General features: G+C 66.3%; 19 protein-coding genes and 9 pseudogenes. 21 read left to right on the top strand and 7 right to left on the bottom strand.

Features of this window, described 5'->3' with window-relative positions; translation table 11 throughout:
* Positions 1 to 193: 193 nt before the first annotated feature.
* Together QP181_RS15070 and QP181_RS15065 are read left to right on the top strand one after the other, a co-directional pair.
* Positions 194 to 723 (top strand): annotated as a pseudogene (locus QP181_RS15070) (sterol desaturase family protein).
* 121 nt (positions 724 to 844) lie between these two features.
* On the top strand, positions 845 to 1,096 hold the full coding sequence (locus QP181_RS15065) for a pilus assembly protein PilZ (protein WP_333929048.1): 252 nt from the start codon (positions 845 to 847) through the stop codon (positions 1,094 to 1,096).
* A gap of 208 nt (positions 1,097 to 1,304) precedes the next feature.
* Here the strand turns inward: QP181_RS15065 and QP181_RS15060 are convergent, their stop codons facing one another.
* Positions 1,305 to 2,243 (bottom strand): ribose-phosphate pyrophosphokinase, encoded by a 939-nt coding sequence (locus QP181_RS15060; RefSeq protein WP_132735034.1) that lies wholly within the window; start codon positions 2,241 to 2,243, stop codon positions 1,305 to 1,307.
* 97 nt (positions 2,244 to 2,340) lie between these two features.
* Between QP181_RS15060 and gltX the strand changes: the two genes are divergently transcribed.
* From gltX to QP181_RS15005, 11 genes and pseudogenes are all read left to right on the top strand, one after another.
* Complete coding sequence (gene gltX / locus QP181_RS15055; protein ID WP_333929047.1) at positions 2,341 to 3,666, top strand: glutamate--tRNA ligase; 1,326 nt, start codon at positions 2,341 to 2,343, stop codon at positions 3,664 to 3,666.
* A gap of 557 nt (positions 3,667 to 4,223) precedes the next feature.
* Positions 4,224 to 4,889 carry a TonB family protein gene (locus QP181_RS15050; RefSeq protein ID WP_333929046.1) on the top strand — a complete coding sequence of 222 codons (666 nt, stop codon included), beginning with the start codon at positions 4,224 to 4,226 and terminating at the stop codon, positions 4,887 to 4,889.
* 55 nt (positions 4,890 to 4,944) lie between these two features.
* Complete coding sequence (locus QP181_RS15045; protein WP_132735029.1) at positions 4,945 to 5,292, top strand: hypothetical protein; 348 nt, start codon at positions 4,945 to 4,947, stop codon at positions 5,290 to 5,292.
* A gap of 14 nt (positions 5,293 to 5,306) precedes the next feature.
* A complete protein-coding gene (gene ribD / locus QP181_RS15040) occupies positions 5,307 to 6,098 on the top strand; it encodes a bifunctional diaminohydroxyphosphoribosylaminopyrimidine deaminase/5-amino-6-(5-phosphoribosylamino)uracil reductase RibD (RefSeq protein ID WP_333929045.1) in 792 nt (263 codons plus the stop codon).
* A gap of 74 nt (positions 6,099 to 6,172) precedes the next feature.
* A pseudogene (locus QP181_RS15035) lies at positions 6,173 to 6,439 on the top strand (dihydrofolate reductase family protein); the annotation flags it as partial.
* Complete coding sequence (locus tag QP181_RS15030) at positions 6,439 to 7,050, top strand: riboflavin synthase (RefSeq protein ID WP_277984307.1); 612 nt, start codon at positions 6,439 to 6,441, stop codon at positions 7,048 to 7,050. The pseudogene QP181_RS15035 and the gene QP181_RS15030, both read left to right, overlap by 1 nt.
* Positions 7,034 to 8,190 (top strand): annotated as a pseudogene (ribB, locus tag QP181_RS15025) (3,4-dihydroxy-2-butanone-4-phosphate synthase). Before QP181_RS15030 ends, ribB begins: the two are co-directional and overlap by 17 nt.
* Positions 8,190 to 8,610, top strand: a pseudogene (gene ribH, locus QP181_RS15020) (6,7-dimethyl-8-ribityllumazine synthase). Before ribB ends, ribH begins: the two co-directional pseudogenes overlap by 1 nt.
* 9 nt (positions 8,611 to 8,619) lie before the next feature.
* Complete coding sequence (locus QP181_RS15015; protein WP_333929044.1) at positions 8,620 to 8,820, top strand: DUF4169 family protein; 201 nt, start codon at positions 8,620 to 8,622, stop codon at positions 8,818 to 8,820.
* 298 nt (positions 8,821 to 9,118) lie between these two features.
* Complete coding sequence (locus QP181_RS15010; protein WP_333929043.1) at positions 9,119 to 9,934, top strand: DUF1206 domain-containing protein; 816 nt, start codon at positions 9,119 to 9,121, stop codon at positions 9,932 to 9,934.
* A 48-nt stretch (positions 9,935 to 9,982) separates the two neighbouring features.
* Positions 9,983 to 10,357 (top strand): hypothetical protein, encoded by a 375-nt coding sequence (locus QP181_RS15005; protein ID WP_333929042.1) that lies wholly within the window; start codon positions 9,983 to 9,985, stop codon positions 10,355 to 10,357.
* A 7-nt stretch (positions 10,358 to 10,364) separates the two neighbouring features.
* Here the strand turns inward: QP181_RS15005 and QP181_RS15000 are convergent, their stop codons facing one another.
* Positions 10,365 to 10,859, bottom strand: a complete 495-nt coding sequence (locus QP181_RS15000) for a hypothetical protein (RefSeq protein ID WP_333929041.1) — start codon at positions 10,857 to 10,859, stop codon at positions 10,365 to 10,367.
* 231 nt (positions 10,860 to 11,090) lie between these two features.
* Positions 11,091 to 12,179: an alkene reductase gene (locus QP181_RS14995; RefSeq protein ID WP_332755944.1), complete on the bottom strand. Its 1,089-nt coding sequence runs from the start codon at positions 12,177 to 12,179 to the stop codon at positions 11,091 to 11,093.
* Positions 12,180 to 12,230: 51 nt separating this feature from the next.
* Between QP181_RS14995 and QP181_RS14990 the strand changes: the two genes are divergently transcribed.
* The 6 genes and pseudogenes from QP181_RS14990 (at position 12,231) to QP181_RS14965 (ending at position 18,377) form a co-directional block, all read left to right on the top strand.
* Positions 12,231 to 13,226: a DMT family transporter gene (locus QP181_RS14990; protein WP_333929040.1), complete on the top strand. Its 996-nt coding sequence runs from the start codon at positions 12,231 to 12,233 to the stop codon at positions 13,224 to 13,226.
* Complete coding sequence (locus QP181_RS14985; protein WP_333929039.1) at positions 13,223 to 13,876, top strand: COQ9 family protein; 654 nt, start codon at positions 13,223 to 13,225, stop codon at positions 13,874 to 13,876. Before QP181_RS14990 ends, QP181_RS14985 begins: the two co-directional genes overlap by 4 nt.
* Before the next feature lie 187 nt (positions 13,877 to 14,063).
* Positions 14,064 to 14,339 carry a FeoA family protein gene (locus QP181_RS14980; RefSeq protein WP_060526089.1) on the top strand — a complete coding sequence of 92 codons (276 nt, stop codon included), beginning with the start codon at positions 14,064 to 14,066 and terminating at the stop codon, positions 14,337 to 14,339.
* Positions 14,340 to 14,348: 9 nt separating this feature from the next.
* Positions 14,349 to 16,222: pseudogene (gene feoB, locus QP181_RS14975) on the top strand (ferrous iron transporter B).
* Positions 16,223 to 16,230: 8 nt separating this feature from the next.
* Complete coding sequence (ssb, locus tag QP181_RS14970) at positions 16,231 to 16,839, top strand: single-stranded DNA-binding protein (protein WP_333929038.1); 609 nt, start codon at positions 16,231 to 16,233, stop codon at positions 16,837 to 16,839.
* Positions 16,840 to 16,844: 5 nt separating this feature from the next.
* A complete protein-coding gene (locus QP181_RS14965) occupies positions 16,845 to 18,377 on the top strand; it encodes a sensor histidine kinase (protein WP_333929037.1) in 1,533 nt (510 codons plus the stop codon).
* Here the strand turns inward: QP181_RS14965 and QP181_RS14960 are convergent.
* The 4 genes and pseudogenes from QP181_RS14960 to metX form a co-directional block, all read right to left on the bottom strand.
* Positions 18,374 to 18,754, bottom strand: a complete 381-nt coding sequence (locus QP181_RS14960; RefSeq protein ID WP_332755951.1) for a response regulator — start codon at positions 18,752 to 18,754, stop codon at positions 18,374 to 18,376. The genes QP181_RS14965 and QP181_RS14960 overlap by 4 nt on opposite strands.
* 106 nt (positions 18,755 to 18,860) lie before the next feature.
* A pseudogene (metW, locus tag QP181_RS14955) lies at positions 18,861 to 19,447 on the bottom strand (methionine biosynthesis protein MetW).
* Positions 19,444 to 19,878: a GNAT family N-acetyltransferase gene (locus tag QP181_RS14950; protein WP_132734997.1), complete on the bottom strand. Its 435-nt coding sequence runs from the start codon at positions 19,876 to 19,878 to the stop codon at positions 19,444 to 19,446. Before QP181_RS14950 ends, metW begins: the two are co-directional and overlap by 4 nt.
* Positions 19,875 to 21,027, bottom strand: a pseudogene (gene metX / locus QP181_RS14945) (homoserine O-acetyltransferase MetX). The gene QP181_RS14950 and the pseudogene metX overlap by 4 nt, the downstream one beginning before the upstream one ends.
* 263 nt (positions 21,028 to 21,290) lie before the next feature.
* Between metX and hisC the strand changes: the two are divergent.
* Together hisC and QP181_RS14935 are read left to right on the top strand one after the other, a co-directional pair.
* Positions 21,291 to 22,386 (top strand): annotated as a pseudogene (gene hisC / locus QP181_RS14940) (histidinol-phosphate transaminase).
* Positions 22,386 to 23,293 (top strand): annotated as a pseudogene (locus tag QP181_RS14935) (prephenate/arogenate dehydrogenase family protein). Before hisC ends, QP181_RS14935 begins: the two co-directional pseudogenes overlap by 1 nt.
* Positions 23,294 to 23,429: the final 136 nt, after the last annotated feature.

Below are 23,429 nucleotides of genomic sequence, written 5' to 3'. Positions count from 1 at the left end.
GAAGGCTCCACGCAATTTTTAGGAAACTCGGGAATTGGTTGGGCGTAAAGCACAGGGCGGCCAGCAAATCCACCCTTAAGGCATATGCACTTGCGTCTCGTTCTCAATAGACGCTTATCGGGCTGAGTTGATCTGGTTTTCTTGGGACAATTCGCCTTTCGCCGTCGCGCCTTACCGCCCCTATATGCAGGGCATGGCGATCTGGCTCGGCATCCTGCTGTTCCTCGGACCGTGATCGGCATGGAGGCGTTCGCCTATGCCGCGCACCGCTGGGTGATGCATGGCTTCGGCTGGTTCCTGCATGAAAGCCACCACCGTGCGCGCCATGGCAATTGGGAATTGAACGACCTCTACGCGGCGATCTTCGCGGTGCCGTCGTTCGTGCTGCTGCTCGGCGGCGTGCAGCTCGGCTGGTGGCCGGGGTTCGCGTGGATCGGCGCGGGAATCGCGGCCTATGGCGCGATCTATTTCGGGTTCCATGACGTGATCGTGCACCAGCGCATTCCGACCCGGTATCTGCCCAAGTCGAAATACATGAAGCGGATCGTCCAGGCGCACCGGCTCCACCACGTCGTCGAGACGAAGGAGGGCAATGTCAGCTTCGGCTTCTTGGTTGCACCCAAGCCAGAAGATTTGAAGGCCGAACTCAAGCGTCGGTCACGTGCGGGCATCCGCGCCCCGGTAAAGTCGCGTGCTGCTACATCTCAAGCTGCCGAATCGTAAGGCGTTTGGAGATTGGTAACCACTTGGGGAGCAGTGTCCCGGACATGACACAGCCCGTCCCCATCCCCCCGCCGAACCGAAGGGCGAGGAACTCCGTCAGGCGCTACGCAAGGCCGTAAAGATGCGTGCGCATCTGCGTGATCGGGGCCAGACGCGATTCGAGATCGAGGTGACCGACCTGTCGCTTTCGGGATTTCGCGCGGAGACTAGCTTTACGTTGTGGCCGGGGACCGTGGTGTGGCTGACGCTGCCGGGTCTGGCGGCGCTGGAGGCGGTGGTCGCGTGGCGTGACAAGTTCAAATATGGCTGCGCATTCGCCAAGCCGCTGCACCCTGCGGTGTTCGAACACATCGTTGCGCTGAGCCAGCGATAGGACGCTAGCTTGTTCTCCTGCGAACGCAGGGGCCCAGAATTGCTCTGCCCCGCCTTTGGTTACCCTGGATTCCTGCGTTCGCAGGAAAATAGCTAGGGACGTCGGCAAAGCCGCCGTCGGTCGGTTCGGTGTTCCCGAACCGACGGCCGATCCGGACGCTGCTCACTATCGAGCACCGGCGCGGACCTTGCCGCGCCTGCGTCCGTCTTCAGTCGAACAAACTCGACACGCTCGTCTCGTCCGCGATCCGCTTGATCGCCTCGCCGAGCAGCGGCGCGATCTGGAGATGGCGGATTTTGCCATGCGCGCCCTTGATGACGTCGTGGTTGCCGATCGAGTCGGTGATTACCAATTCGCGCAGCTCCGAGCCTTCGACTCGCGCCACCGCACCGCCCGACAGCACGCCGTGCGTGACATAAGCGACCACGTCCTCGGCACCCGCTTCCTTCAGCGCCGCCGCCGCGTTGCACAGCGTCCCCGCCGAATCGACGATATCGTCGATCAGGATGCAGAAGCGCCCCTCGACCTCGCCGATGATGTTCATCACCTCCGACTCACCCGCACGCTCGCGGCGCTTGTCGACGATCGCAAGCGGCGCGTTGTCGAGTCGTTTGGCGAGCACGCGCGCACGGACCACGCCGCCGACGTCGGGCGAAACCACCATCAGGTTCTTGCCCTTGAACCGCGCGAGGATGTCCGCCGACATCACCGGGGCCGCATAAAGATTGTCAGTCGGGATATCGAAGAATCCCTGGATCTGGCCGGCATGCAAATCGACCGATAACACGCGGTTCGCGCCAGCGACGGTGATCAGGTTGGCGACTAGCTTGGCCGAGATCGGCGTACGCGGGCCCGGCTTCCGGTCCTGCCGCGCATAGCCCATGTACGGGATCACCGCGGTGATGCGGCGCGCCGACGCACGCTTCAGCGCGTCGATCATGATCAGCAATTCCATGAGATTGTCGTTGGCGGGATAGCCGGTGGACTGGATCACGAACACGTCCTCGCCGCGGACATTCTCGTTGATCTCGACGAAGACCTCCTCGTCCGCGAACCGCCGCACGCTGACGTCGGTCAGCGGAATCTCGAGATAGGCGGAGATTTCCTGCGCCAGCGGCAGGTTCGAATTGCCGGTCATCAGTTTCATGAAGCTATTTCCCGCTCGATATTCCGCACCCCTTAGGCGCAGCTTTCCGTTGGTGGAAGGGTTTGCCCGTCGCCGCGCCGCTCCGTACAGCGGCGGGATGACCGTGATCACTCGTTTCGCCCCCTCGCCCACCGGCCGCCTGCATGTCGGCAACATCCGCACCGCGCTCCACAACTGGATGTTCGCGCGAGCAAAAGGCGGGAAGTTCGTGCTCAGGATCGACGATACCGATCCAGAGCGCAGCGAAGAGCGCTTCGTCGACGCGATCCGCGCCGATCTCGACTGGCTCGGGATGACGCCGGATGCGGAGGAACGGCAGTCCGCGCGGTTCGCTCTGTACGAGGCGCGGTTCGCGGCGCTGGTCGCCAGCGGGCACGTGTATCCGGCGTATGAGACGACGCAGGAACTGGATTTGAAGCGCAAGATCCAGGCTGGGCGCGGGTTGCCGCCGATCTATGATCGCGCTGCGCTGGCGTTGGATGACGAGGCGCGCGCGAAGCTGGAGGCGGACGGCGTGAAGCCGCACTGGCGGTTCAGGCTCGATCACGACTCGGCGATCGCGTGGGACGACCTGATCCGCGGCGTGGCACATTTCGAGGCGAAGACGATGAGCGATCCGGTGATCCGGCGCGCGGACGGATCGTGGCTGTACATGCTGCCGTCGGCGATCGACGATGCCGAGATGGGCGTGACGCATGTGGTGCGCGGCGAGGATCACGTGTCGAACACCGCGCTCCAGTTGCAGATGTTCGCCGCGCTTGGCGTCGCGCCGCCGCGGTTCGCGCATGAGGCTTTGCTGACCGGCGCGGAGGGCAAGCTGTCGAAGCGGCTCGGGTCGCTCGGCGTCGACCATTTCCGCGAGGTCGGGATCGAGCCGCAGGCGGTCCGCGCGCTGCTGGCGCGGATCGGGACGAGCGACCCGGTCGAGCCGATCGCCGACGCCGCGCCGCTGATCGCGGGGTTCGACTTCGCGCGGTTCGGAAGAGCGCCGGCGCGGTTCGACGAGGCGGAACTGGCGGCGCTGAACGCGCGGATTTTACACGCGCTGCCGTTCGAAGCGGTGGTTGAGCGGTTGCCCGAGGGGATGGATGTGGCGGCCTGGGAGGCGGTGCGGCCGAACCTCGTGACGCTGGCCGACGCAGCGGATTGGTGGGGCGTGATTGAGGGACCGATCGTGGTCGAGGGCGACGTGGAGGCCGAGTATCTCGATCAGGCGCTGACAGCGGCGGGGGAGATCGATTGGTCGAGCGACCCTTGGCACGCGCTGACTGCGCGGCTGAAGGCGGAGACCGAGCGGAAGGGCAAGGCGCTGTTCCTGCCGTTGCGGCGCGCGCTGACCGGCCGCGATCATGGGCCGGACATGGCGGCGCTGCTGCCGCTGATCGGACGGGAGCGGGCTTTGGAGCGACTCGCAGCGCGGTGATCTCGCGGTCACCGACAAAGTTCGACCCGTAAAGCATGTTCTCCCGCGAAGGCGGGAGTCCAGTCTGGGCTCCCGCCTTCGCGGGAGAACAAGAAGGGCGGGCCGGCGGTCGATCCGAGCGAATCGGATCATCCCTCGTCGCGATAGGGAAGCCCAACCCTTCCCAAGCACCACCCCGGCGAAGGCCGGGGCCAGTTGGAAGGGTCGCAGTAACGAAGCGCCGGGTTCAGTTAGCAACGTCCCCCAACTGGGCCCCGGCCTCCGCCGGGGTGGTGGATGTATCGACGATAGGTGCTGCCCAACTGGCCGAACCGGCACGTCAGACCAGTCCGCCGTGTCCGCCGTGTCCGCCGTGTCCGCCGTGTCCGCCGTGTCCGCCGTGTCCGCCGTGTCCGCCGTGTCGCAAACGTCACTGGCGCCGATCAGACGCCAATCGGTCAGCGTACGCCCCGTCCCTACCTCCCCAACCCCTTGCCTCTGAAATGTAATGATGTACCATCCCACCCGGCGGTACCTATCTCGCCGCCATCCTCGAAGAGAAACAGGGGAGACGAACCATGTACGCGGATCGACCAAACCGGACGGGCGGATTCAATCCCGGGAGCCTCGGCGTCGCGCTGGCTATCAACTGCGCGGTGATCGGAGCCTTGTTCTTCGCGGCGCCCAACGTGCTGCCATTCGTGCCCAACAAGCCGCTCGTCACCTACGTGCCATACACACTGCCACCGCCGCCCGAGCCAACCCCGCCCGCCGAGCCGCTGATCCGCCAGCAACCGCGCCCCGCGCCGCGTCCCGATGCGCCGATCACAATAGTGCAGATACCGCAAACCGACGGCTTTACGGTCGCCCCGGATCCGATCCCCTACACGCCGCCAATCGGGATCGAACGCACCGGAACAGGCACTGTCGCGGTCGATCCTCCCAAGCCTGCCCCCGTGTTCGTCCAGCCGGGCATCGACCCACGCTACGCCGCCGATTTCCAGCCGAGCTATCCATCCGAGGAACGCCGCGCCGAACGCGAGGGTCGCGTCGTCGTCCGCGTGCTCGTCGGCACCGACGGCCGGGTGAAACAGGTCGAGCGGGTCAGCGCGACCACCGACGCGTTCTACCGCGCGACGCTGGACCGGGCGCTGGCCAAGTGGCGGTTCAAGCCCGCGACGCGCGACGGCGTTCCGGTCGAGGCATGGCGATCGATGGCGCTGACGTTTGTCCTCCAGAACTAAAGCTTAAGGGGCGCGGGGCTGGCCTAGCCGGCTCCGTCCCCCTATCTTGGCGCGCATGGGCTTTTTCAGTCGCTTCACGCCGATCGTCGCCTATCGCGACCTGCGGCTTTTCCTCAGCCAGCGCCGGCCGTACGAACTCATCTTTCTCGTGGCCGCGCTCGGCGTCACCAGCTTCCTGATCTACGCGTTCATGAAGGATTCGTACGTCGAGAAGGAATATCGCCCGAAGATCATCTATGTCGAGCAATGGCCCGCGGATCGCACCGACGCGCAGATCGTCGCGCAGCAAAAGATCGACGCGCCGATCAAGGCCAAGGCGCTCGCCGAGCAGAAGGCCCGCGAGGATGCGCAGCGCGCCTCGTTCAAGCGACTCGACGACAAGCTCAAGGCGATGGGAATCTGACCGACTCGCGCTGGATGGGGGCTGCACTGACGCTCGCCGAGCGCGGTCGCGGCAGAACGGCGCCCAACCCCAATGTCGGCTGCGTGATCGCGCGCGACGGGCGCGTCGTTGGACGCGGCTGGACGCAGCCGGGTGGTCGTCCGCATGCCGAGGCAATGGCGCTGGCCGAGGCCGGTGCGAAAGCACAGGGGGCCACGGCTTACGTCACGCTCGAGCCCTGCGCACATCAATCGTCACGCGGGCCGGCCTGCAGCGAGCTTCTGATCGAGGCTGGCGTTGCGCGCGTTGTCGCAGCGCTTGAGGATCTCGACGCTCGAACGTCCGGCCAGGGGTTCGCGCGGCTTCAAGCGGCAGGCATCATCGCCACGCGCGGCATTCGCTCGGACGAGGCCCGTCGTTCGATGGCGGGGTTCCTGACGCGGCAGGCACTCGGCCGCCCCCATGTCACCTTGAAGCTGGCCACCTCGCTCGACGGCTGTATCGCGATGGCGGACGGATCGAGTCGCTGGATCACCGGCCCGGAGGCGCGGGCGCACGCCCATCTCGAACGGAGTCGGCACGAAGCGATTCTCGTCGGGCGCGGCACGTACGAGGCCGACGCACCGCGACTCGACGTGCGATTGCCGGGCTTGGAAGAGCGCGCGCCGAAGCGCGTACTCCTGTCGACCAAGCTTACCGTTTCCCCCTCCCCTTCCCCCGTCATTCCAGCGAAAGCTGGAATATCCCCGTTGCCGGCCACGACGGAGCCTCACGGGGAGACCCCAGCTTTCGCTGGGGTGACGGAATTGGGGCGGGTGACAAAATAACGATTGCAGACGGAATGATCGTGGAGCGAGGAGTTGGAGCAGATGGCCACGCAAATTGGACCGTCATCCCCTCCCATTCTGACATCGCCACCCTCCCCAATACCGACCACATCCTCGTCGAAGGCGGCGCGGCCGTAGCGTCGGCGTTCCTGTCCACGGACTTGGTCGACCGTATCCTCCTCTACCGTGCACCGATCCTGATCGGCGGCGGCAAACACGCACTCCGCGACATCGGCCTCACCGACCTGACCGAAGCGCATGGTCGCTGGGCGGTCGTCGATGCGCGGCAACTTGGCATGGACAGGCTCGAGGTCTACGAGCGCGAACGAAACGAGGCATAATGTTCACCGGAATCGTCACCGATATAGGCACCGTTACGCGCGTGGAGTCACCAGGCGATACGCGCGTCGTCGTCGCGACCGCCTATGATACCGCCACCGTCGATCTCGGCGCGTCGATCTCCTGCTCGGGCGTCTGCCTGACTGTCGTCGATAAAGGCCCCAGCTGGTTCGCGGTCGACGTCTCCGGCGAGACGATCAGCCGCACCGCCGAGGACCAGTGGACCGAAGGCCGGAAGTTCAACCTCGAACGCGCGATGAAGCTCGGCGACGAACTCGGCGGTCACATCGTCACGGGGCATGTCGACGGCCTCGGCACCGTCGTCGCGGTCAGTGAGGAAGGCGGCTCGCACCGCGTCACGATCCGTGCCGGCGCCGACATCGCGCCGTTCATCGCGCCCAAGGGTTCGGTCACCGTCGACGGCGTCTCGCTCACCGTGAACACCGTTCAGGACATCGATGGAGAGGTCGAGTTCGGCCTCAACATCATCCCGCATACCTGGAGCGTCACCACGCTCGGGACGATCCACGTGGAACAGTCGGTCAACATCGAGATCGACGTCCTCGCCCGCTACCTCCAAAGAATGGAGCATTACCGTGCCTCTGCCCGCTGAGCTTGCCCGTCTGAAGCACGGCTATCTGTCGAGCCCCGAAGAGATCATCGACGAGGCGCGCAATGGCAGGATGTTCATCCTGGTCGACGACGAGGATCGCGAGAACGAGGGCGACCTCGTCATCCCCGCGCAGATGGCGACGCCGGAGAAGATCAACTTCATGGCCAAATACGGCCGTGGCCTGATCTGCCTCGCGCTGACCCGCGACCGCACCGAGGAACTCGGGCTCGAACTGATGAGCCGCAACAACGGCACCCGGCACGAGACCGCGTTCACCGTTTCGATCGAGGCGCTCGAAGGCGTTACCACCGGCATCTCGGCCGCCGATCGTGCGCGCACTATCGCGGTGGCGGTCGATGCGACCAAGGGCAAGCCGGACATCGTCACCCCCGGCCACGTCTTCCCGCTGGTGGCGCGCGACGGCGGCGTGCTTATCCGCGCCGGCCATACCGAGGCGGCGGTCGACGTCGCGCGGCTCGCCGGGCTCAACCCCTCGGGGTGATCTGCGAGATCATGAACGAGGACGGCACGATGGCGCGGATGGACGACCTCGTCACCTTCGCGCAGTTCCACAACGTCAAGATCGGCACGATCCGCGACCTGATCGCCTATCGCCGCCGCCACGATCACCTCGTCGAGAAGCGTGCCGAGGCCAAGTTCACCTCCGAATGGGGTGGCGACTGGACCGCGCTGACGTTCTGGAACAAGGCGACCGGCACCGAGCAGGTCGCGCTCGTGAAGGGCAAGATCGACCCGGCCAAGCCGACGCTCGTCCGCATGCACGCGCTGTCGCCGTTCGCGGACATCTTCGGCGAATCGGGTGACCGGGGCCGCATCCTCGCGCGCTCGATGCAGATGATTGCCGACGAAGGCGCCGGCGTGATCGTCGTCATCAACCGTCCGCGCAGCAATACCTTCACCTCCGCGGTGATGAAGAAGGCGGGCGCGGAGATCACCCCGGACATGGAGGAACTGCGCGACTACGGCGTCGGCGCGATGATCCTGACCGAACTCGGCGTCCACGACATGGTGCTGATCACCAACACGCACCACACGCTGGTCGGGCTCGACGGCTACGGCCTGTCGATCGTCGGTGAGCGGCGGATCGCTTCCCTGGATACCGAAGAAAGCTCCAACTAATGGCCCATCTCCTCATCGTCGAAGCACGGTTCTACGATCATCTCAACGACCTCCTCGTCGAAGGTGCGAAGGCCGCGATCGAAGCCGCCGGTCACACGCACGAGACGATCACCGTGCCCGGCGCGCTCGAAGTCCCCGGTGCGATCGCGCTGGCGGCCGAGAGCGAGACGTTCGACGCGTATGTCGCGCTGGGCGTCGTGATCCGCGGCGAGACCTATCATTTCGAGATCGTCGCGGGCGAGAGCGCACGCGGGATCATGCAGCTGACGATGGACGGCTTGGCCGTCGGCAACGGCATCCTGACGACCGAGAACGAGGCGCAGGCGCTTACGCGCGCGTCCGACCGAGGGCGACAAGGGTGGTGGTGCGGCGAACGCGGCGCTGGCAATGCTGGCGTTGAAGGACCGATTCATCGCGTGAGATGGGCGCGTGGGTGAGGTAATCAACCTGCGGCTTGCACGGAAGCAGCGGGCTCGGGCCGATGCCGCGGTGCGCGCGGATCGGAACCGGCGGGTGTTTGGACGGACGGCCGCGGAGAAGGCAGCGGAAGCGGCTGTGAAGGCTCGGATGGACAGGACGCTGGATGATGCAAAGCTAGAAAGCCCCGCACCCGACAAACCTCCGGAATAACCTCAACGTCACCCTTCCCCTGACTAAGGATGAGCGTGGTACTCAGCGTTGTCCCTCGAAATTCTCTTCGCGAACGCCGCGCCTGCGATCCTCCCCGCCAGGGGGAGGATCGTTTGAGTGGCGTCGTGCGGCACGATGCCCTTCCTTGTTCTCCCGCGAAGGCGGGAGCCCAGTCTGGATCCCCGCCCTCGCGGGGAGACAAATCCTAAAATAGCGGCGGACGCCGCACTCTCCGCCGCCCCACCGCAGGAACGTCGCGACCGCCGCGCCGTTATGCCCCCGTAACAAAGGGGCCATCATGATTTCGGATGCGAATGCGACGCTGCTCGCCAAGCTCGGCTTTGCCGCGCGCGGGGTGGTCTATATCCTCGTCGGATGGTTCGCGGTCGATGCGGCGCTGCACGGTGGCGAGATCGCCGACAACCAAGGTGCGATCGGATCGATGGCAGGCGGACCGCTCGGGCCGGTGCTGCTCGGAATCGTCGCCGCCGGGCTGCTCGGCTATGCGATCTGGCGACTGACCGAGGCTGCGGCGAACCCCGAGCAGATCGGTCGCGATGCCAAGGGCAGCCTCAGGCGGATCGGCCATGTCGTCAGCGGGATCGCGCATCTGATCCTCGCCTGGACCGCCGCCAAGCTCGCCATGAAGACCGGATCACGCGATGCTGCCGTTTCGCCCGGCGATGAAAGCGCACGCGACTGGACGGCATTGCTGCTCGACCAGCCGGCGGGACGCGTTCTGGTCGGCGCCGTCGCGATCGGGATCCTCGTCGCAGGTTTCCAGCAGGCGCAGAAGGCCTGGCGCGGCGACTTCATCCACGATTTGCGCGGCGATGCCCCCGCCCCCGGCTATGTCTGCACGATGGGCCGGATCGGCTACGGCGCACGCGCGCTCGTGTTCCTGATCGTCGCAGGGCTGTTTGGCCTCGCCGCCTGGACCGCGCATGCCAGCGACGCAGGCGGCGTGGCGGAGGCTTTGGAACGACTACAATCGCAACCGGGCGGCAAGTGGCTGCTCATGCTGACCGGGATCGGTCTGGCGCTGTTCGGCGCATACAGCCTGATCGAGGCACGCTTTCGCCGGCTCCACGTCGACCTGCCGGGCACCGATTGAACCGAACGACAGCATATCGTTAAGATGCGGCGCTTAACGAAGATCAGTATGTACACGATTACCTTCGACGTTCCGACCAAGACGCTCACCATTGTTACCGAAGGGTTCTGGTCGCTAGCGACGACTGCGGCATTCTCCGCCGAGCTGCTCGCGCGGGGCACCGCTGCTCGCCTGTATCACGGCCGGTTCGTCGTGCTCGCCGACCTGCGCAAGGCGGCGATCCAGCCGTTGAAGGTGGTCGATGCGCTGGAGGCGATGATGCCCAAGGCGCTCAAGGTGACGTCCGCGCCGATCGCAGCAGTGGTCGCCTCGCATCTCGCCAAGTTCCAGACCGAACGCTATCTGAAGGCCGAGAACTGCCGGACCTTCCTCGATATCGACGAGGCGAAGGCATGGCTTGCGGGCGACGGCCACGCCGCCTGACGGGCTTTCAGTCCTGCGGTGCGGTCTCGAGCAACGCCGCCTCGACCTCTTCGATCGTGATGCCGAACGCGCCAGCGAGCCCCGACAAGGACGCGCCTCGATCGGCAAGCGTGCGGATTCTGGCAGTATCTACGATCGTCTTGTAGCTGCGCGTGTCGCGGTCGGTCTTTGACTCCGCGCCACTACGCGCGAGCGCGCCCGAACGGCGGCGTTTGGAGATCTTCAGCGCCTCGACGTCGTTGGTCGGCGGCGCATCGAGCCGCGCTTTGATCCGCTGATCCTCCTCGATCCGCCGGCTTTCGCGGGCGCGTTCGCGCTCCTGGGATTGGAGGTCACGTTGTGCGGCACGCGATTCGGATCGCTGTTCGGACGCGGCAAGCCGCTCCTTCGCGCGCTGCTCGCGGCCGTTGGCACGCTCCTCCGCGCACTTTGCGGCACGGTCGGCGGTGCCGGGCATGAGCGGCCCCGTTCCCCTGCCGCCGCTCGGCCAGCCGTCGCTCATTACACATCCTGTCGTCACCGGTGCGCCGTACGACGCGGAGGCGCGCTGCTAGGCGATGGTGGCGCGGGTGACTAGGGGGTCGTCCCTCACGATCCTCCCCGCCAGGGGGATGTGTCGCCGAAGGTGACGGAGGGGGAGGACACGGAACGACGGTTTGCGCGGGCCTCCCCCTCCGTCAGGCTGGCGCCTGCCACCTCCCCCTTGCGGGGGAGGATCGAGCGTCGCCCGTCGTCAGGCGTTCGCAGTCTCGAGCGCGGGGTAGTCGATATAGCCCTCGGGACCCTGGCTGTACCACGTCTTCGCATCGTCCTTTGCGAGCGGCGCGCCGGTGCGCAAACGCTCGGGCAAGTCGGGGTTCGCGATGAACGGACGACCGAAGCTGATCGCATCGGCATCACCCGTGTCGAGCTCAGCCTGCGCCTTTTCCAGCGTATCGTAATCCGAGTTCACGATCAGCACGCCCTTGAACACTTTCCGGATCGCCGGGCTGAGCTTTGGCACATCGGTCTTGCCGAACGTGCCGTCGGGGCCGGGCTCGCGCAGTTCGAGGAACGCGATGCCGAGGTCGGATAGCGCCTTGGCGGCGGCGGTGAACAGCGGCTCGGGGTTGCTGTCGTCGACACCCTGCGAATCACCGTTCGGCGACAGGCGGACGCTGGTGCGGTCAGCTCCTGCGACCGAGATCACGCGCTCGGCGACTTCGCGGAGCAGGCGAACGCGGTTCTCGATCGAGCCGCCATATTCGTCGGTGCGGAAATTGGCGTTGTCGCGCAGGAACTGGTCGATCAGATAGCCATTCGCCGCGTGGATCTGCACGCCGTCAAAGCCGGCCGCGAGTGCGTTCCTGGTCGCCAGCTCGTAGTCGGCCAGCAGGCGCGGGATCTCGTTGGTCTCGAGCGGACGCGCGACCTCGAAATCCTTCTTGCCCTCGAACGTGTGCGCCTGGCCTTCGGTCGCGGTTGCCGACGACGACACGGGCTGCGTCTCGTACACCGACGAATGGCCCTGGCGACCCATGTGCCATAGCTGCGCGACGATCCGGCCGCCAGCGGCGTGGACCGAGTCGGTGACGGGCTTCCACGCGGCGACCTGCGCGTCGGTCCACAGACCCGGCGCGAACGGCCAGCCGAGGCCTTCGCGGCTGATGCCGGTGGCTTCCGAGATGATCAGGCCGGCGCTCGCCCGCTGCGTATAATACTCGACCATCATGTCGGTCGGAACGGCATCCTTGTCGGCACGCCCACGCGTGAGCGGCGCCATGATGATGCGGTTCGGCGCGTCGACGGCGCCAAGGGTAATCGGATCGAATAGGCTAGGCATGGAAGCTCCTTATTGGCCTGACGGGGGGAAGATAGGAGGCTACAGCGCGGCATGCATCGCCCCGACCCGCAAAGATTATCTAGCGCGCCCGATACGCCGCGCGGTTTGACGACGGAGGCGAACAGTGTCGCTGCGCCGGGACTTATCGCCTTTGTGGCGCTGGTGGTGGCGAACGTCGCGCTGGCGTTCGGGCCGTGGTTCGTGCGCGCGACCGAGGTCGGGCCGGTGGCCGCGGGGTTCTGGCGGCTGACGCTGGCGGTGCCGTTCCTGGTCGTGCTGGCGGTCCAGCAGGGCGCGCGACCGGTCCGGCTCGGGTGGAAATTGTGGGTGGGGCTGCTCGCGGGCGGGGTGTGCTTCGCGGCCGATCTCGGCACCTGGCATCTCGGGATCCTGCGCACCACGCTCGCCAACGCCACGCTGTTCGGCAACGTCGCGACGCTGATCTTCCCGATCTACGGGTTCCTGATCGCGCGCAGCTGGCCGACGCGGACGCAAGGTTTCGCGCTGGCCCTGGCGGCGGCGGGCGGTGCGTTGCTGCTCGGGCGGTCGTATCAGCTCGATGCGAAGAACCTGGCGGGCGATCTGTTCTGCCTGCTCGCGGGGCTGCTCTACACCGTCTATTTCGTCCTGATGGCGCGCGCACGGGCGACGCTTGCACCGCTGTCGGCGCTGACGCTGGCGACCACGGCAGGGATCGTGCCGCTGCTCGTGTTCGCGCTGGCGATGGGCGAGCGCGTGCTGCCCGCGCATTGGGGGCCGCTGATCGGGCTTGCCTTGTGCAGCCAGGTACTCGGGCAAGGGCTGATGATATATGCGCTCGGGCGGTTCACGCCGCTGGTGATCGGCATCGCCCTGCTGATCCAGCCGGTGGTCGCCGGCGTGGTCGGCTGGCTGGTGTACGGCGAACGGCTCGGCGCGGCCGATCTGGTCGGCGTCGTGATGGTGGCGGTCGCGCTAGTGCTCGTCCGCCGGGGACCGCCCCCGATCGCGCTCCCTCTTGAAGACGCGCTTGATACGCCTGATTTTGAACGGCAGGAGACGGTATGACCCAGGACCTTACGCTCGACGAAATCCGCGCAAAGCTCGCCCCCGGCATCGCCGCCAACGCGGCGTTCGACGGTTGGACCGATGCCGCGCGCGACATGGCCGCGCAGGCCCAGGGAATCGACACCGACATCGCCGCGCTCGCGTTCAAGGACGGGCCGGTCGACATGATCGACGCGTGGTTCGCGCATATCGATAGCGTCATGCTCGCCGCGGTGCCGCCAGAGAGGCTGGCGCTGATGAAGGTCCGCGAGAAGATCACGGCGCTGGTCGAGGCACGGCTCAAAGCGACGTCGATCGACCGCGAGTCGCTGCGCCGCGCGCTGGCGATCCTCGCGCTCCCACAGAATCTGGCGAAGGCGACGCGGCTTGGGTGGCGGACGGTCGACACGATCTGGCGCGCGGCCGGCGACGTCGCGACCGACTATAACTACTACACCAAGCGGACGATCCTGCTCGGCGTGTATGCGTCGACGATCACGGTGTTTCTCGATGACGAGAGCGAGGGGCTTGCCGAGACGCGCGCGTTCCTTGGTCGCCGGATCAACGGGATCATGCAGTTCGAAAAGGCCAAGGCCGGGTTCCTCAAGCGTACCGAACACGGTTTCAGCCTGTCGCGATTCGTCGGCCGCCTGCGCTATCCGACGGCTTAAGGGATTTAGCGCGCAGGACTGCCAAAGATCCGTCATCCTGGGCTCGACCCAGGATCCAGAGCCAGGAACGACGCGCTTTGTAACTCTGGATCCTGACTTTCGTCAGGATGACGGGACGTCGAGACGGTCGTGACCCGCGGCGGTTAGGGCTTTCCTTCTCGGGGCGTTACTGATAATCAGTCGCATCATGGACACTCGCCCCGATCGTTCCGTCAGCCTCGAAACGCTGCCTCGCAAGCAGCATGCGATTGTCGCCGCGATCGAATGGGCGCGGCTCGCTGGGCCGGAAGCACGCCGGCTTCGCGAACTGGGTTTCGACGAGGGTGTCGATGTCGAGGTCCTGCACCGCGCGACGCTGGGCCAGGGCCCGATCGCCTGCCGGATCGGCCGGATGACCGTCGCGCTCCGTCGTGCGGTCGCCGGCGCGATCCACGTCTCGCCAATGCCTGCAGCGGCAGAATAACCTCATAAAATGAACGCAGCACCGCTGGTTGCGCTGGTCGGCAATCCCAATGCCGGCAAGAGCGCGCTGTTCAATGCGCTGACGGGTGCGCGCCAGAAGGTCGGCAATTATCCGGGCGTCACTGTCGAGCGGAAGGTCGGGCGTCTGATGCTCGACGACGGCCGACTGGTCGAACTGGTCGACCTCCCCGGCGCATACAGCCTCGAACCCTCCTCCCCCGACGAGCGAGTCACCCGCGACGTCGTCACCGGCACGCAGGACGGCGAGCGCCTTCCCGATGCGCTGGTCGTCGTTGTCGACGCCGCCAATCTCGACAACCATCTCCGCTTCACGCTCCAGCTGATCGCGCTCGGCCTGCCGGTCGTCGTCGCGCTCAACATGGTCGATCTTGCCGAGCGCGACGGGCTGAAGCTCGATCCCAAGGTGCTCGAACGCGAACTCGGCGTGCCGGTCATCCCGACCGTCGCGGTGCGCAAGCGTGGCCTCGACGAACTCAAGGCCGCGCTCTCAAGCATCGTCGTCAACGGACCGATGCGCCTCCGCAAATCCGACGGCAGCGTGCAGGACGACATCGTCACGCTCCAGCGCCGCGCGCCAGATCGCAACATCCGCGACCGTGTCCGAGACGCAGGTCCGTCGCTGGACGCACATGCTCGACGCGGTCGCGCTGCACCCCGTCGCCGGGCCGATCCTGCTGCTGGCGATCATGTTCCTGATGTTCCAGGCGGTGTTCAGTTGGGCACAGCCGTTCATGGACGCGATCGATGCGGGCTTCACCGCGTTGCAGGGGTTCCTGACCGCCGAACTGCCCGATCTCGCTGCTCCGCTCGCTGCTGGTCGACGGCGTCATCGCGGGCGTCGGCGCGGTCATCGTGTTCCTGCCGCAGATCCTGATCCTGTTCCTCTTCATCCTCGTGCTCGAAGCTAGCGGCTACATGGTCCGCGCGGCGTTTCTGATGGACCGCGTGATGGCGAGCGTCGGGCTGTCCGGCCGCGCGTTCATCCCTTTGCTGTCGAGCTTCGCCTGCGCGATCCCCGGGATCATGGCGACGCGGACGATCGACGACGAGAAGGACCGCCTGACCACGATCCTGATCGCGCCGCTGATGACGTGCTCCGCGCGCCTGCCGGTCTACACGCTGATCATCGGCGCATTCATTCCCAACACGCAGGTGCTGCCGTTCGTCGGGTTGCAGGGGCTGGTGATGCTCGGGCTGTACGTGATGGGCATCGTCGGCGCGTTCGTCGCCGCGCTGGTGCTGCGCCGGACGGTGACCAAGGGCGTGTCGTCGGGCTTCATGATGGAGATGCCCAAATACCAGTGGCCGCAGTGGCGCGACGTCGGCATCGGCCTGTGGAGCCGCGCGCAGATCTTCCTGAAGCGCGCCGGTGGCATCATCCTGACCTCGACGATCATCCTGTGGGTGTTGCTGAGCTTCCCCAAGCCGCCCGAACAGCCCGCCGGCGCGCCAAAGATCTCGGCGGTCGATTATTCGGTCGCCGGGCGGATCGCCAACGGCATCGCGCCGGTATTCGCGCCGATCGGCTTCAACCGCGACATCGTCCTCGCGCTGATCCCGGCGATGGCCGCACGCGAAGTCGCCGTCGCGGCGATCGGCACGGTTTACGCGATCGACGATCCCGCGAGCAACCAGGGCGGCAAGGCGATGATCGAGAACCTCCGCGGCCGCTGGAGCCTGCCGACCGCGCTCGCCTTCCTGATGTGGTTCGTGTTCGCGCCGCAGTGCATTTCGACCATCGCCGTCACCCGTCGCGAGACAAATGGCTGGAAATGGCCGGCGTTCATGGTTGGCTATTTGTTCGCCGCCGCCTACATCATGGCTGGCATTACATACTGGCTGGCGGTGTTCGCCGGCCTCTGAGGGGCATCATGGCAGGCAGCGTCAACAAGGTCATCATCGTCGGCAATCTGGGTCGCGACCCGGAGAGCAAGGCGTTCCAGAACGGCGGCAAGGTCGTCAATCTGCGCATCGCGACATCCGAGTCCTGGAAGGACAAGATGTCGGGCGAGCGCAAGGAAAAGACCGAATGGCATTCGGTTGCGATCTTCAACGAAGGTCTCGCGAACGTCGCCGAAAAGTATCTCCGCAAGGGCTCGAAGGTCTATATCGAGGGCGCACTCCAGACCCGGAAGTGGCAGGACGCGCAGGGCCAGGACAAGTATTCGACCGAGATCGTGCTGCAGGGCTTCAACAGCGTCCTGACGATGCTCGACGGTCCGAACGGCGGCGCAGGCGGTGGTGCAGGCGGGGGTGCAGGCGGCGGCGGTGGTAGCCGCGGCGGTGGCGACGACTGGGCCGGCGGCGGTGGCGGCAACGACTTCGGCGGTGGTTCGTCGGGTGGCGGCGGCGGTTACGGCGGCGGTGGTCGTGGCGGCAGCGCACCTTCCGGTGGCGGTAGCGGTGGCGGCGCCCGCGGCGGCAGCTTCGGCCAGACCGGTGGCTTCTCGGACGATCTCGACGACGACGTGCCGTTCTAAGCTCAATGACGACGCTGTATTCCGTTCCTACGACCGCCACGTTCGACGAGGCCGAGCGCTCCCGCGTGATCTCGGCCTACGACGTTGCCGGTGCGCGCGCGAAAGGCCAGCTGGACGATATCGTGTCGTTCGCGGCCGAATTGTGCGACGCGCCGGTCGCGTTGCTGAGCCTGGTCGAGGAGGAATATCAGCGGTTCCTCTCGCGCACCGGCACCGATCTCGAACAGACGCCGCGCAGCATGTCGTTCTGTGCGCACGCGATGCACCATCACGAAGTCATGGAGGTGGCCGACGCGCGCACGGACCCGCGCTTTACCGACAATGCGCTGGTGACGGGCGAACCCTATGTGCGTTTCTATGCCGGTGCGCCGCTGGTCTCGAGCGAAGGCGTACCACTCGGTGCGCTGTGCGTGCTGGCGCCCGATCCGCGCGAGGGGCTAACCCGGTTCCAGCGCGACGGCCTGACTCTGCTCGCCAAGGCGGCGATGGGGCGGCTCGACGACCGCCGTACCGCGCGCGAACAGGCGTTTGCCGAAGCCGAGGCGCGGCGGACGCTCGAGGCGAGCGACCTGCGGTTCCGGACACTCGCCGACACCATGCCGCAGATGGTGTGGTCGACGCTCCCCGACGGCTTCCACGATTATTTCAACGCGCGCTGGTACGAATTTACCGGCACGCCCGTCGGGACAACCGACGGCGAAGGCTGGAACGACATGTTCCACCCAGACGATCAGGACCGCGCCTGGGCCGTCTGGCGCCAGTCGCTCGACACCGGCGAGCCGTACAACATCGAATACCGACTCCGGCATTTCGACGGCACCTACCGCTGGGTGCTTGGTCGAGCGCTACCGGTGCGCGACGAAAACGGCGCGATCCAGCGCTGGTTCGGGACCTGCACCGACATCCACGAACAGAAGCTGGCCTACGAAGAGCGCGAGATCATCAGCCAGGAGCTGAGTCACCGCATCAAGAACATCTTCGCGGTGATCGCAGGGCTGATCGCCTTCGCCGCACGCGGCAAACCGGAGTTCGCCGGGATCGCGACCGACCTGCGCCACCGCATTACCGCGCTGGGTCGCGCGCACGACTTCGTCCGGCCCCACAGCGCGAACTCGCGACCATCGGCGGCGCAGAACAGCCTTCATGGGTTGTTGCAGGAGCTGTTTGAGCCGTATCAACGCGTCGACGGCATGCGCGTGATCGTATCGGGCGACGACGTGACGATCGACGATCGATCGGCTACGCCACTCGCGCTGCTGTTCCACGAGCTGGCGACCAACGCGACCAAATATGGCGGGCTCGCGACCGAAATGGGCACCGTGCAGATCATCGTGGCGGCGATCGGAGACACGGTGACGCTGACATGGAGCGAAAAAGGTGGCCCGGCCGTGACCGAACCGACCACGCCTTCGGGTTTTGGTACGCAGCTCATCGAAATGAGCGCAGTGCGTCAGCTCGGCGGCAAGATCGAGCGCACATGGAATAGCGCGGGCCTGACCGTGGCCGTGGATATCCCGAAAGCCGCCTTCAGCCGTTAACGAATGCGGATGATATCGTCGTGGATGACCGGTTGCTCGTCACAGGCGAGCGCGGCGGCCGCCAAGATTGCTGCGTCGCTGAACGGTTTGCGGATGTAGCCAAGGCATTCCGCATCGCCGATCTGAGCGGGATTGGCGGTGACGAACACGACTTTGACGCCGTACTCGGCTGCCATCCGCTTGGCGATTTCGGGTCCGGTCGGTCCGTCACGCAGGTTGATGTCGACAAAGGCAAAACTGCAACCCGGCGCGGCCGCGATCGCGCTCTCGCGATCGGCCGCGATCCCCGCCACGCCGTATCCGGCATCAGTGAGGATTCTCTCGAGGTCGAGTGCGACGAAAATCTCGTCTTCGACAATGAGGGCGGTCTTGGTCATCGGCGTGTTAACCGGTCGCCGACCGATCGGTTCCGCGCCGATACTGATCGCCATCAATATCGGGCGACATAGTGTTACATTTATCGCGGCGCCGTTACCGCCGCCCTTAACGCCGCAGCAGGAAGACTGCGTGCTCGGCGAGCAGATTGGCAGCGCCCGCGCCGGTCCGCTTGTCACCCGACAGGAACCAAGCGTCCTCGACGATGATCCCACGCGCTTTCACGAAGGCGCGGAAATCGTCGATCGTGACGTGGTGGATGTTGGGCGTGTCGTACCAGCTTTCGGGCAATTGCCGCGTCACCGGCATGCGGCCACCCCACAGCAACGACAGCCGCACCCGCCAATGCGCGAAATTGGGAAAGCTGACGAACGCGCGCCGGCCGATCTCGCAACAGGTGATCGAGCACGAGATCGGGCGCGCGCGGTCTGCAGCGTCTGGCTGAGGATCGCATAGTCGAAGCTCGCGTCGGGATAGCCCGCAAGGTCGATGTCCGCATCGCCCTGGATCACCGACAGGCCGCGTGCGACCGCCGAGGCGACGTTGTGCGCGTCGATCTCCAGTCCGCGCGCGTCGACCTCGCGCGTGTCGCGCAGCGCCGCCATCAGCGCGCCGTCGCCACAGCCGATATCGAGCACGCGACTGCCCTGCGCGACGTTCTCGGCGATGACGGCAAGGTCGGTTCTGAGAGTCATGGTGCGGTCCGTAGCTGCTCGGCGAGGCCGGGGGCGAGCCGTTCCATGTAGCGATCGGCGCGGACCAGCGGGTGGAAGCCGAGCCCCGCATAGACGCCGTGCGCGTCGGCAGTGACGAGGCCAATCCTCCGCAGTCCTGCGAACGAGGGGTGATCAAGGAACCAGCTGACCATCCGCCGCCCCAACCCCTGCCCGCGCACGGACTCCTCGACCCAAACGTCGGCGAGCCACGCGAATGTCGCGTGATCGGTGATCATCCGAGCGAACCCGACTTGCGTTTCGCCCTGATACGCACCGAGGCAATGCGACCCCGCGATCGCGCGTTCGACCAGCGACCGCTCGATCCCCGGCGACCAATAGCTGCTCGCCAGCCAGCCATGGATGCGGTCGATCTGCAGCTTGTCCACGTCGTCCGAAAGGAGGATCGTCATCGCCCCGCCCTCAAGAAGCCGTCGACGACCCGGTTGAGATCGGGGGCCTCCAGCAGGAACGCATCATGGCCGTAGGGACTCGACAGCTCGACGAAGCTCACCGGCGCGCCCGCAGCGTTCAAGGCTTGGACGATCGCGCGGGATTCGGCAGTCGGGTAGAGCCAGTCGGTGTCAAAACTGACGAGGCAGAACCGCGCCTTGGTCGCGCGGAACGCGTTGGCGAGCATCCCGCCATGCTCCTCAGCGAGATCGAAATAATCCATCGCCCGCGTGATGTAGAGATACGAGTTCGCGTCGAACCGGTCAGTGAAAGCGAGGCCCTGGTGCCGCAGATAGCTCTCGACCTGAAAATCCGCGTCGAACCCGAATGATTTCGCATCGCGTGCTTGCAGCCGACGCCCGAATTTCTCGGTCAGCCCGGCTTCGGACAGATAGGTGATGTGCGCTGCCATCCGCGCCACCGCGAGCCCGGCGGTCGGCGCGTCGTCGTCGTGATACTCGCCCCCGCGCCAGTTCGGATCGGCCATCACCGCCTGCCGGCCGACCTCGTGAAACGCGATGTTCTGCGCGGTATGCCGTGCGGTCGAGGCGATTACGACGCACGCCTTCACGCGGTCGGGGAAGGTCGCGGGCCAGCTCAGCGCCTGCATCCCACCCATCGATCCGCCGACCACCGCGTGGAGCACGCCGATGCCGAGATGGTCGAGCAGCATCGCCTGCGCGCGTACCATGTCGCGAGATCGTGATGACCGGGAACCCCATCGCCCAGGGCCGCCCGGTCGCCGGATTGATCGTCGCGGGGCCCGACGAGCCCATGCAGCTGCCCAGCACGTTCGCGCAGACGACGAAATGTCGCGCGGGATCGATCGGCTTGCCCTCGCCGACCATGCGGGTCCACCAGCCGGGCTTGCCGGTGCGGGGGTGATGCGAGGCGACGTGCTGGTCGCCGGTCAATGCGTGGCAGATCAGAATGGCGTTCGAGGCATCGGCGTTGAGCGTACCGTACGTTTCATACGCGATATCGACCGGCGACAGCAGCACGCCGCCGTCGAGCCTGAGCGGCCCTGGCAGCATGACGCGCCGCGCGAGGCCGAAGCGCTGGTCGGTGTCGTGGTCGGTGCTGGGGCCGATGGCAGGCGTGTCGAGCATGCCGCGCGCTACCATAAGCGCCCGCGAACATGCCAGCGCTGCGTCCTCGATCCTCCCCCGCAAGGGGAGGTGGCTGGCCCTCGCCAGACGGAGGGGGAGGACAGGAACACAGCTGTTGCGTCGCCCTCCCCCTCCGTCGCTGCGCGCCACCTCCTCCTTGCGGGGGAGGATAAGTCAGTCCGACGATCCGTTCGCCTACACCACGCACAAACATTGCCACCGCGGCACCGTGCCCGCTATGTCCCGCGACCATGACAAACATCATGCCCGCACCCGCGCCGAAGCCCTGGATCATGGGGATCGCGCCGTACACGCCCGGTCGCTCGACGACCGACGATGGCCGCACGGTGATCAAGCTGTCGTCGAACGAAAACCCGCTCGGCACCAGCCCCGCCGCGAAGGCCGCGTTCGACGCCGCCGACCGGACGCTGGAACGCTATCCCGACGCCGGCGCGACCGCACTGCGCGAGGCGCTGGCGGCGCATTACGACCTCGATCCAGCACGCGTGATCTACGGCACCGGCTCGGACGAGATCCTGCATCTGGTCGCGGGCGCCTATGCGGGCCCCGGCGACGAGATCATCCACGTCCGCTACGGCTTCGCGGTGTACGAGATCGCGACGCGCCGGGTAGGCGCCGAGCCCGTCATCGTCGACGACCGCGACTATGCGACCGATGTCGACGCGATCCTCGCTGCGGTGACGGAGCGTACGCGCGTCGTGTTCGTCGCCAACCCGAACAACCCGACCGGCACGTTCACGCCGCGCGGAAATCGCGCGGCTGCATGCCGGGCTGCCGAAGTCGGTGCTGCTGGTACTCGATCAGGCCTATGCCGAATATCTGTCGCCCGAGGAGGACGATGCCGGCCTTGCGCTGGCGATGACCGAGGCGAACGTGCTCGTCACGCGGACCTTCTCGAAGATCCACGGGCTTGCTGCCGAGCGGATCGGCTGGGGCTATGCCTGTGCGCCGATCATCGATGCAATGCACCGCATCCGCGCACCGTTCAACGTGACCACCGCGGGCCAGGCCGCCGCCGTCGCCGCGATCGCCGACACCGCCTTCGTCGAGGCAACGCGCGCGCACAACGACACGTGGCGCGGCTGGTTCGTCGAGCAGATCGGGCAGATGGGCAATGCCGGGCTTCGCTGCGTGCCGTCCAAGGCGAACTTCGTCCTCGTGCTGTTCGAGGGCAAGCTGACCGCCGACGCCGCGTATCACGGGCTGATGGAGGCGGGCTACATCGTCCGCTGGCTGCCGGGCCAGGGCCTGCCTAACGCGCTGCGCATCACGATCGGCACCGAAGAGGAAACGCGCGGCGTCACCGCGGCATTGCGCGCGCTGGTCGAAGCCGCCTGATGCTGCCGTTCGCGCGCGTCACGATCATCGGGCTGGGACTGATCGGCTCGTCGGTGGCGCGCGCGATCCAGGCGGCGATGCCGACCGTCCGCGTCACCGGCTACGACGCCGATGACAGCGTGCGCGAAACCGCGGACCGGTTGCAGTTCTGCGACGACGTCGCGGACTCGGCGGGGGCGGCGGTGATCGACGCCGACCTCGTGATCCTGTGCGTGCCCGTGGGCATAATGGGCGACGTCGCGCGCGAGTTCGCGGCCGAGCTCCCCGCCGACGCGGTCGTCAGCGACGTCGGCAGCTGCAAGGCCGAGATCGTCCGCGCACTGACAGAGGCGCTGCCCGACGCGACCGTCATCCCCGCGCACCCGGTGGCGGGCACCGAGCGCTCAGGCCCCGAAGCCGGCTTCGCGACGCTATTCCGCCACCGTTGGTGCATCGTCACGCCCCCGAGGGCGCCGACCCGGTCGCGGTCGAGCGTGTCTCCGAATTCTGGCGTCGCCTCGGCGCGCAGGTCGAGACGATGGCGCCCGAGCATCACGACCGCGTTCTCGCCGTCACCAGCCATCTGCCGCACCTGATCGCCTACACGATCGTCGGCACCGCCGGCGACTTGGAGGAAGTGACCCAGTCCGAGGTCATCAAATATTCCGCCGGCGGCTTCCGCGACTTCACGCGGATCGCGGCGTCCGACCCGACGATGTGGCGCGACATCTTCCTAAACAACCGCGAGGCGGTGCTGGAAATGCTCCAGCGCTTCTCCGAGGATCTGAGCCACCTCCAGCGCGCGATCCGCTGGGGCGACGGCGACGCGCTGTTCGACCTGTTCACGCGGACCCGGGCGATCCGGCGGAGCATCGTCGAACAGGGTCAGGACGACGACGTGCAGGATTTCGGGCGGACTCACGGGTAAATCTTCTACCACCCGGGCGCAGGCCGAGGCCCAATTGGGTAGGCCAGCGTAACAACGCGCAGCGCATATTAGCGACGTCCCCCAATTGGGCCCCGGCCTCCGCCGGGGTGGTCGGCTGTTGGGAATAGCCTTCCGA

This window comes from Sphingomonas sp. LR55 (genome assembly GCF_036856015.1).
Classification (GTDB): domain Bacteria; phylum Pseudomonadota; class Alphaproteobacteria; order Sphingomonadales; family Sphingomonadaceae; genus Sphingomonas.
The sequence above is the reverse complement of the archived record's forward strand: the minus strand, read 5'-3'. Positions and strand labels throughout refer to the sequence as shown.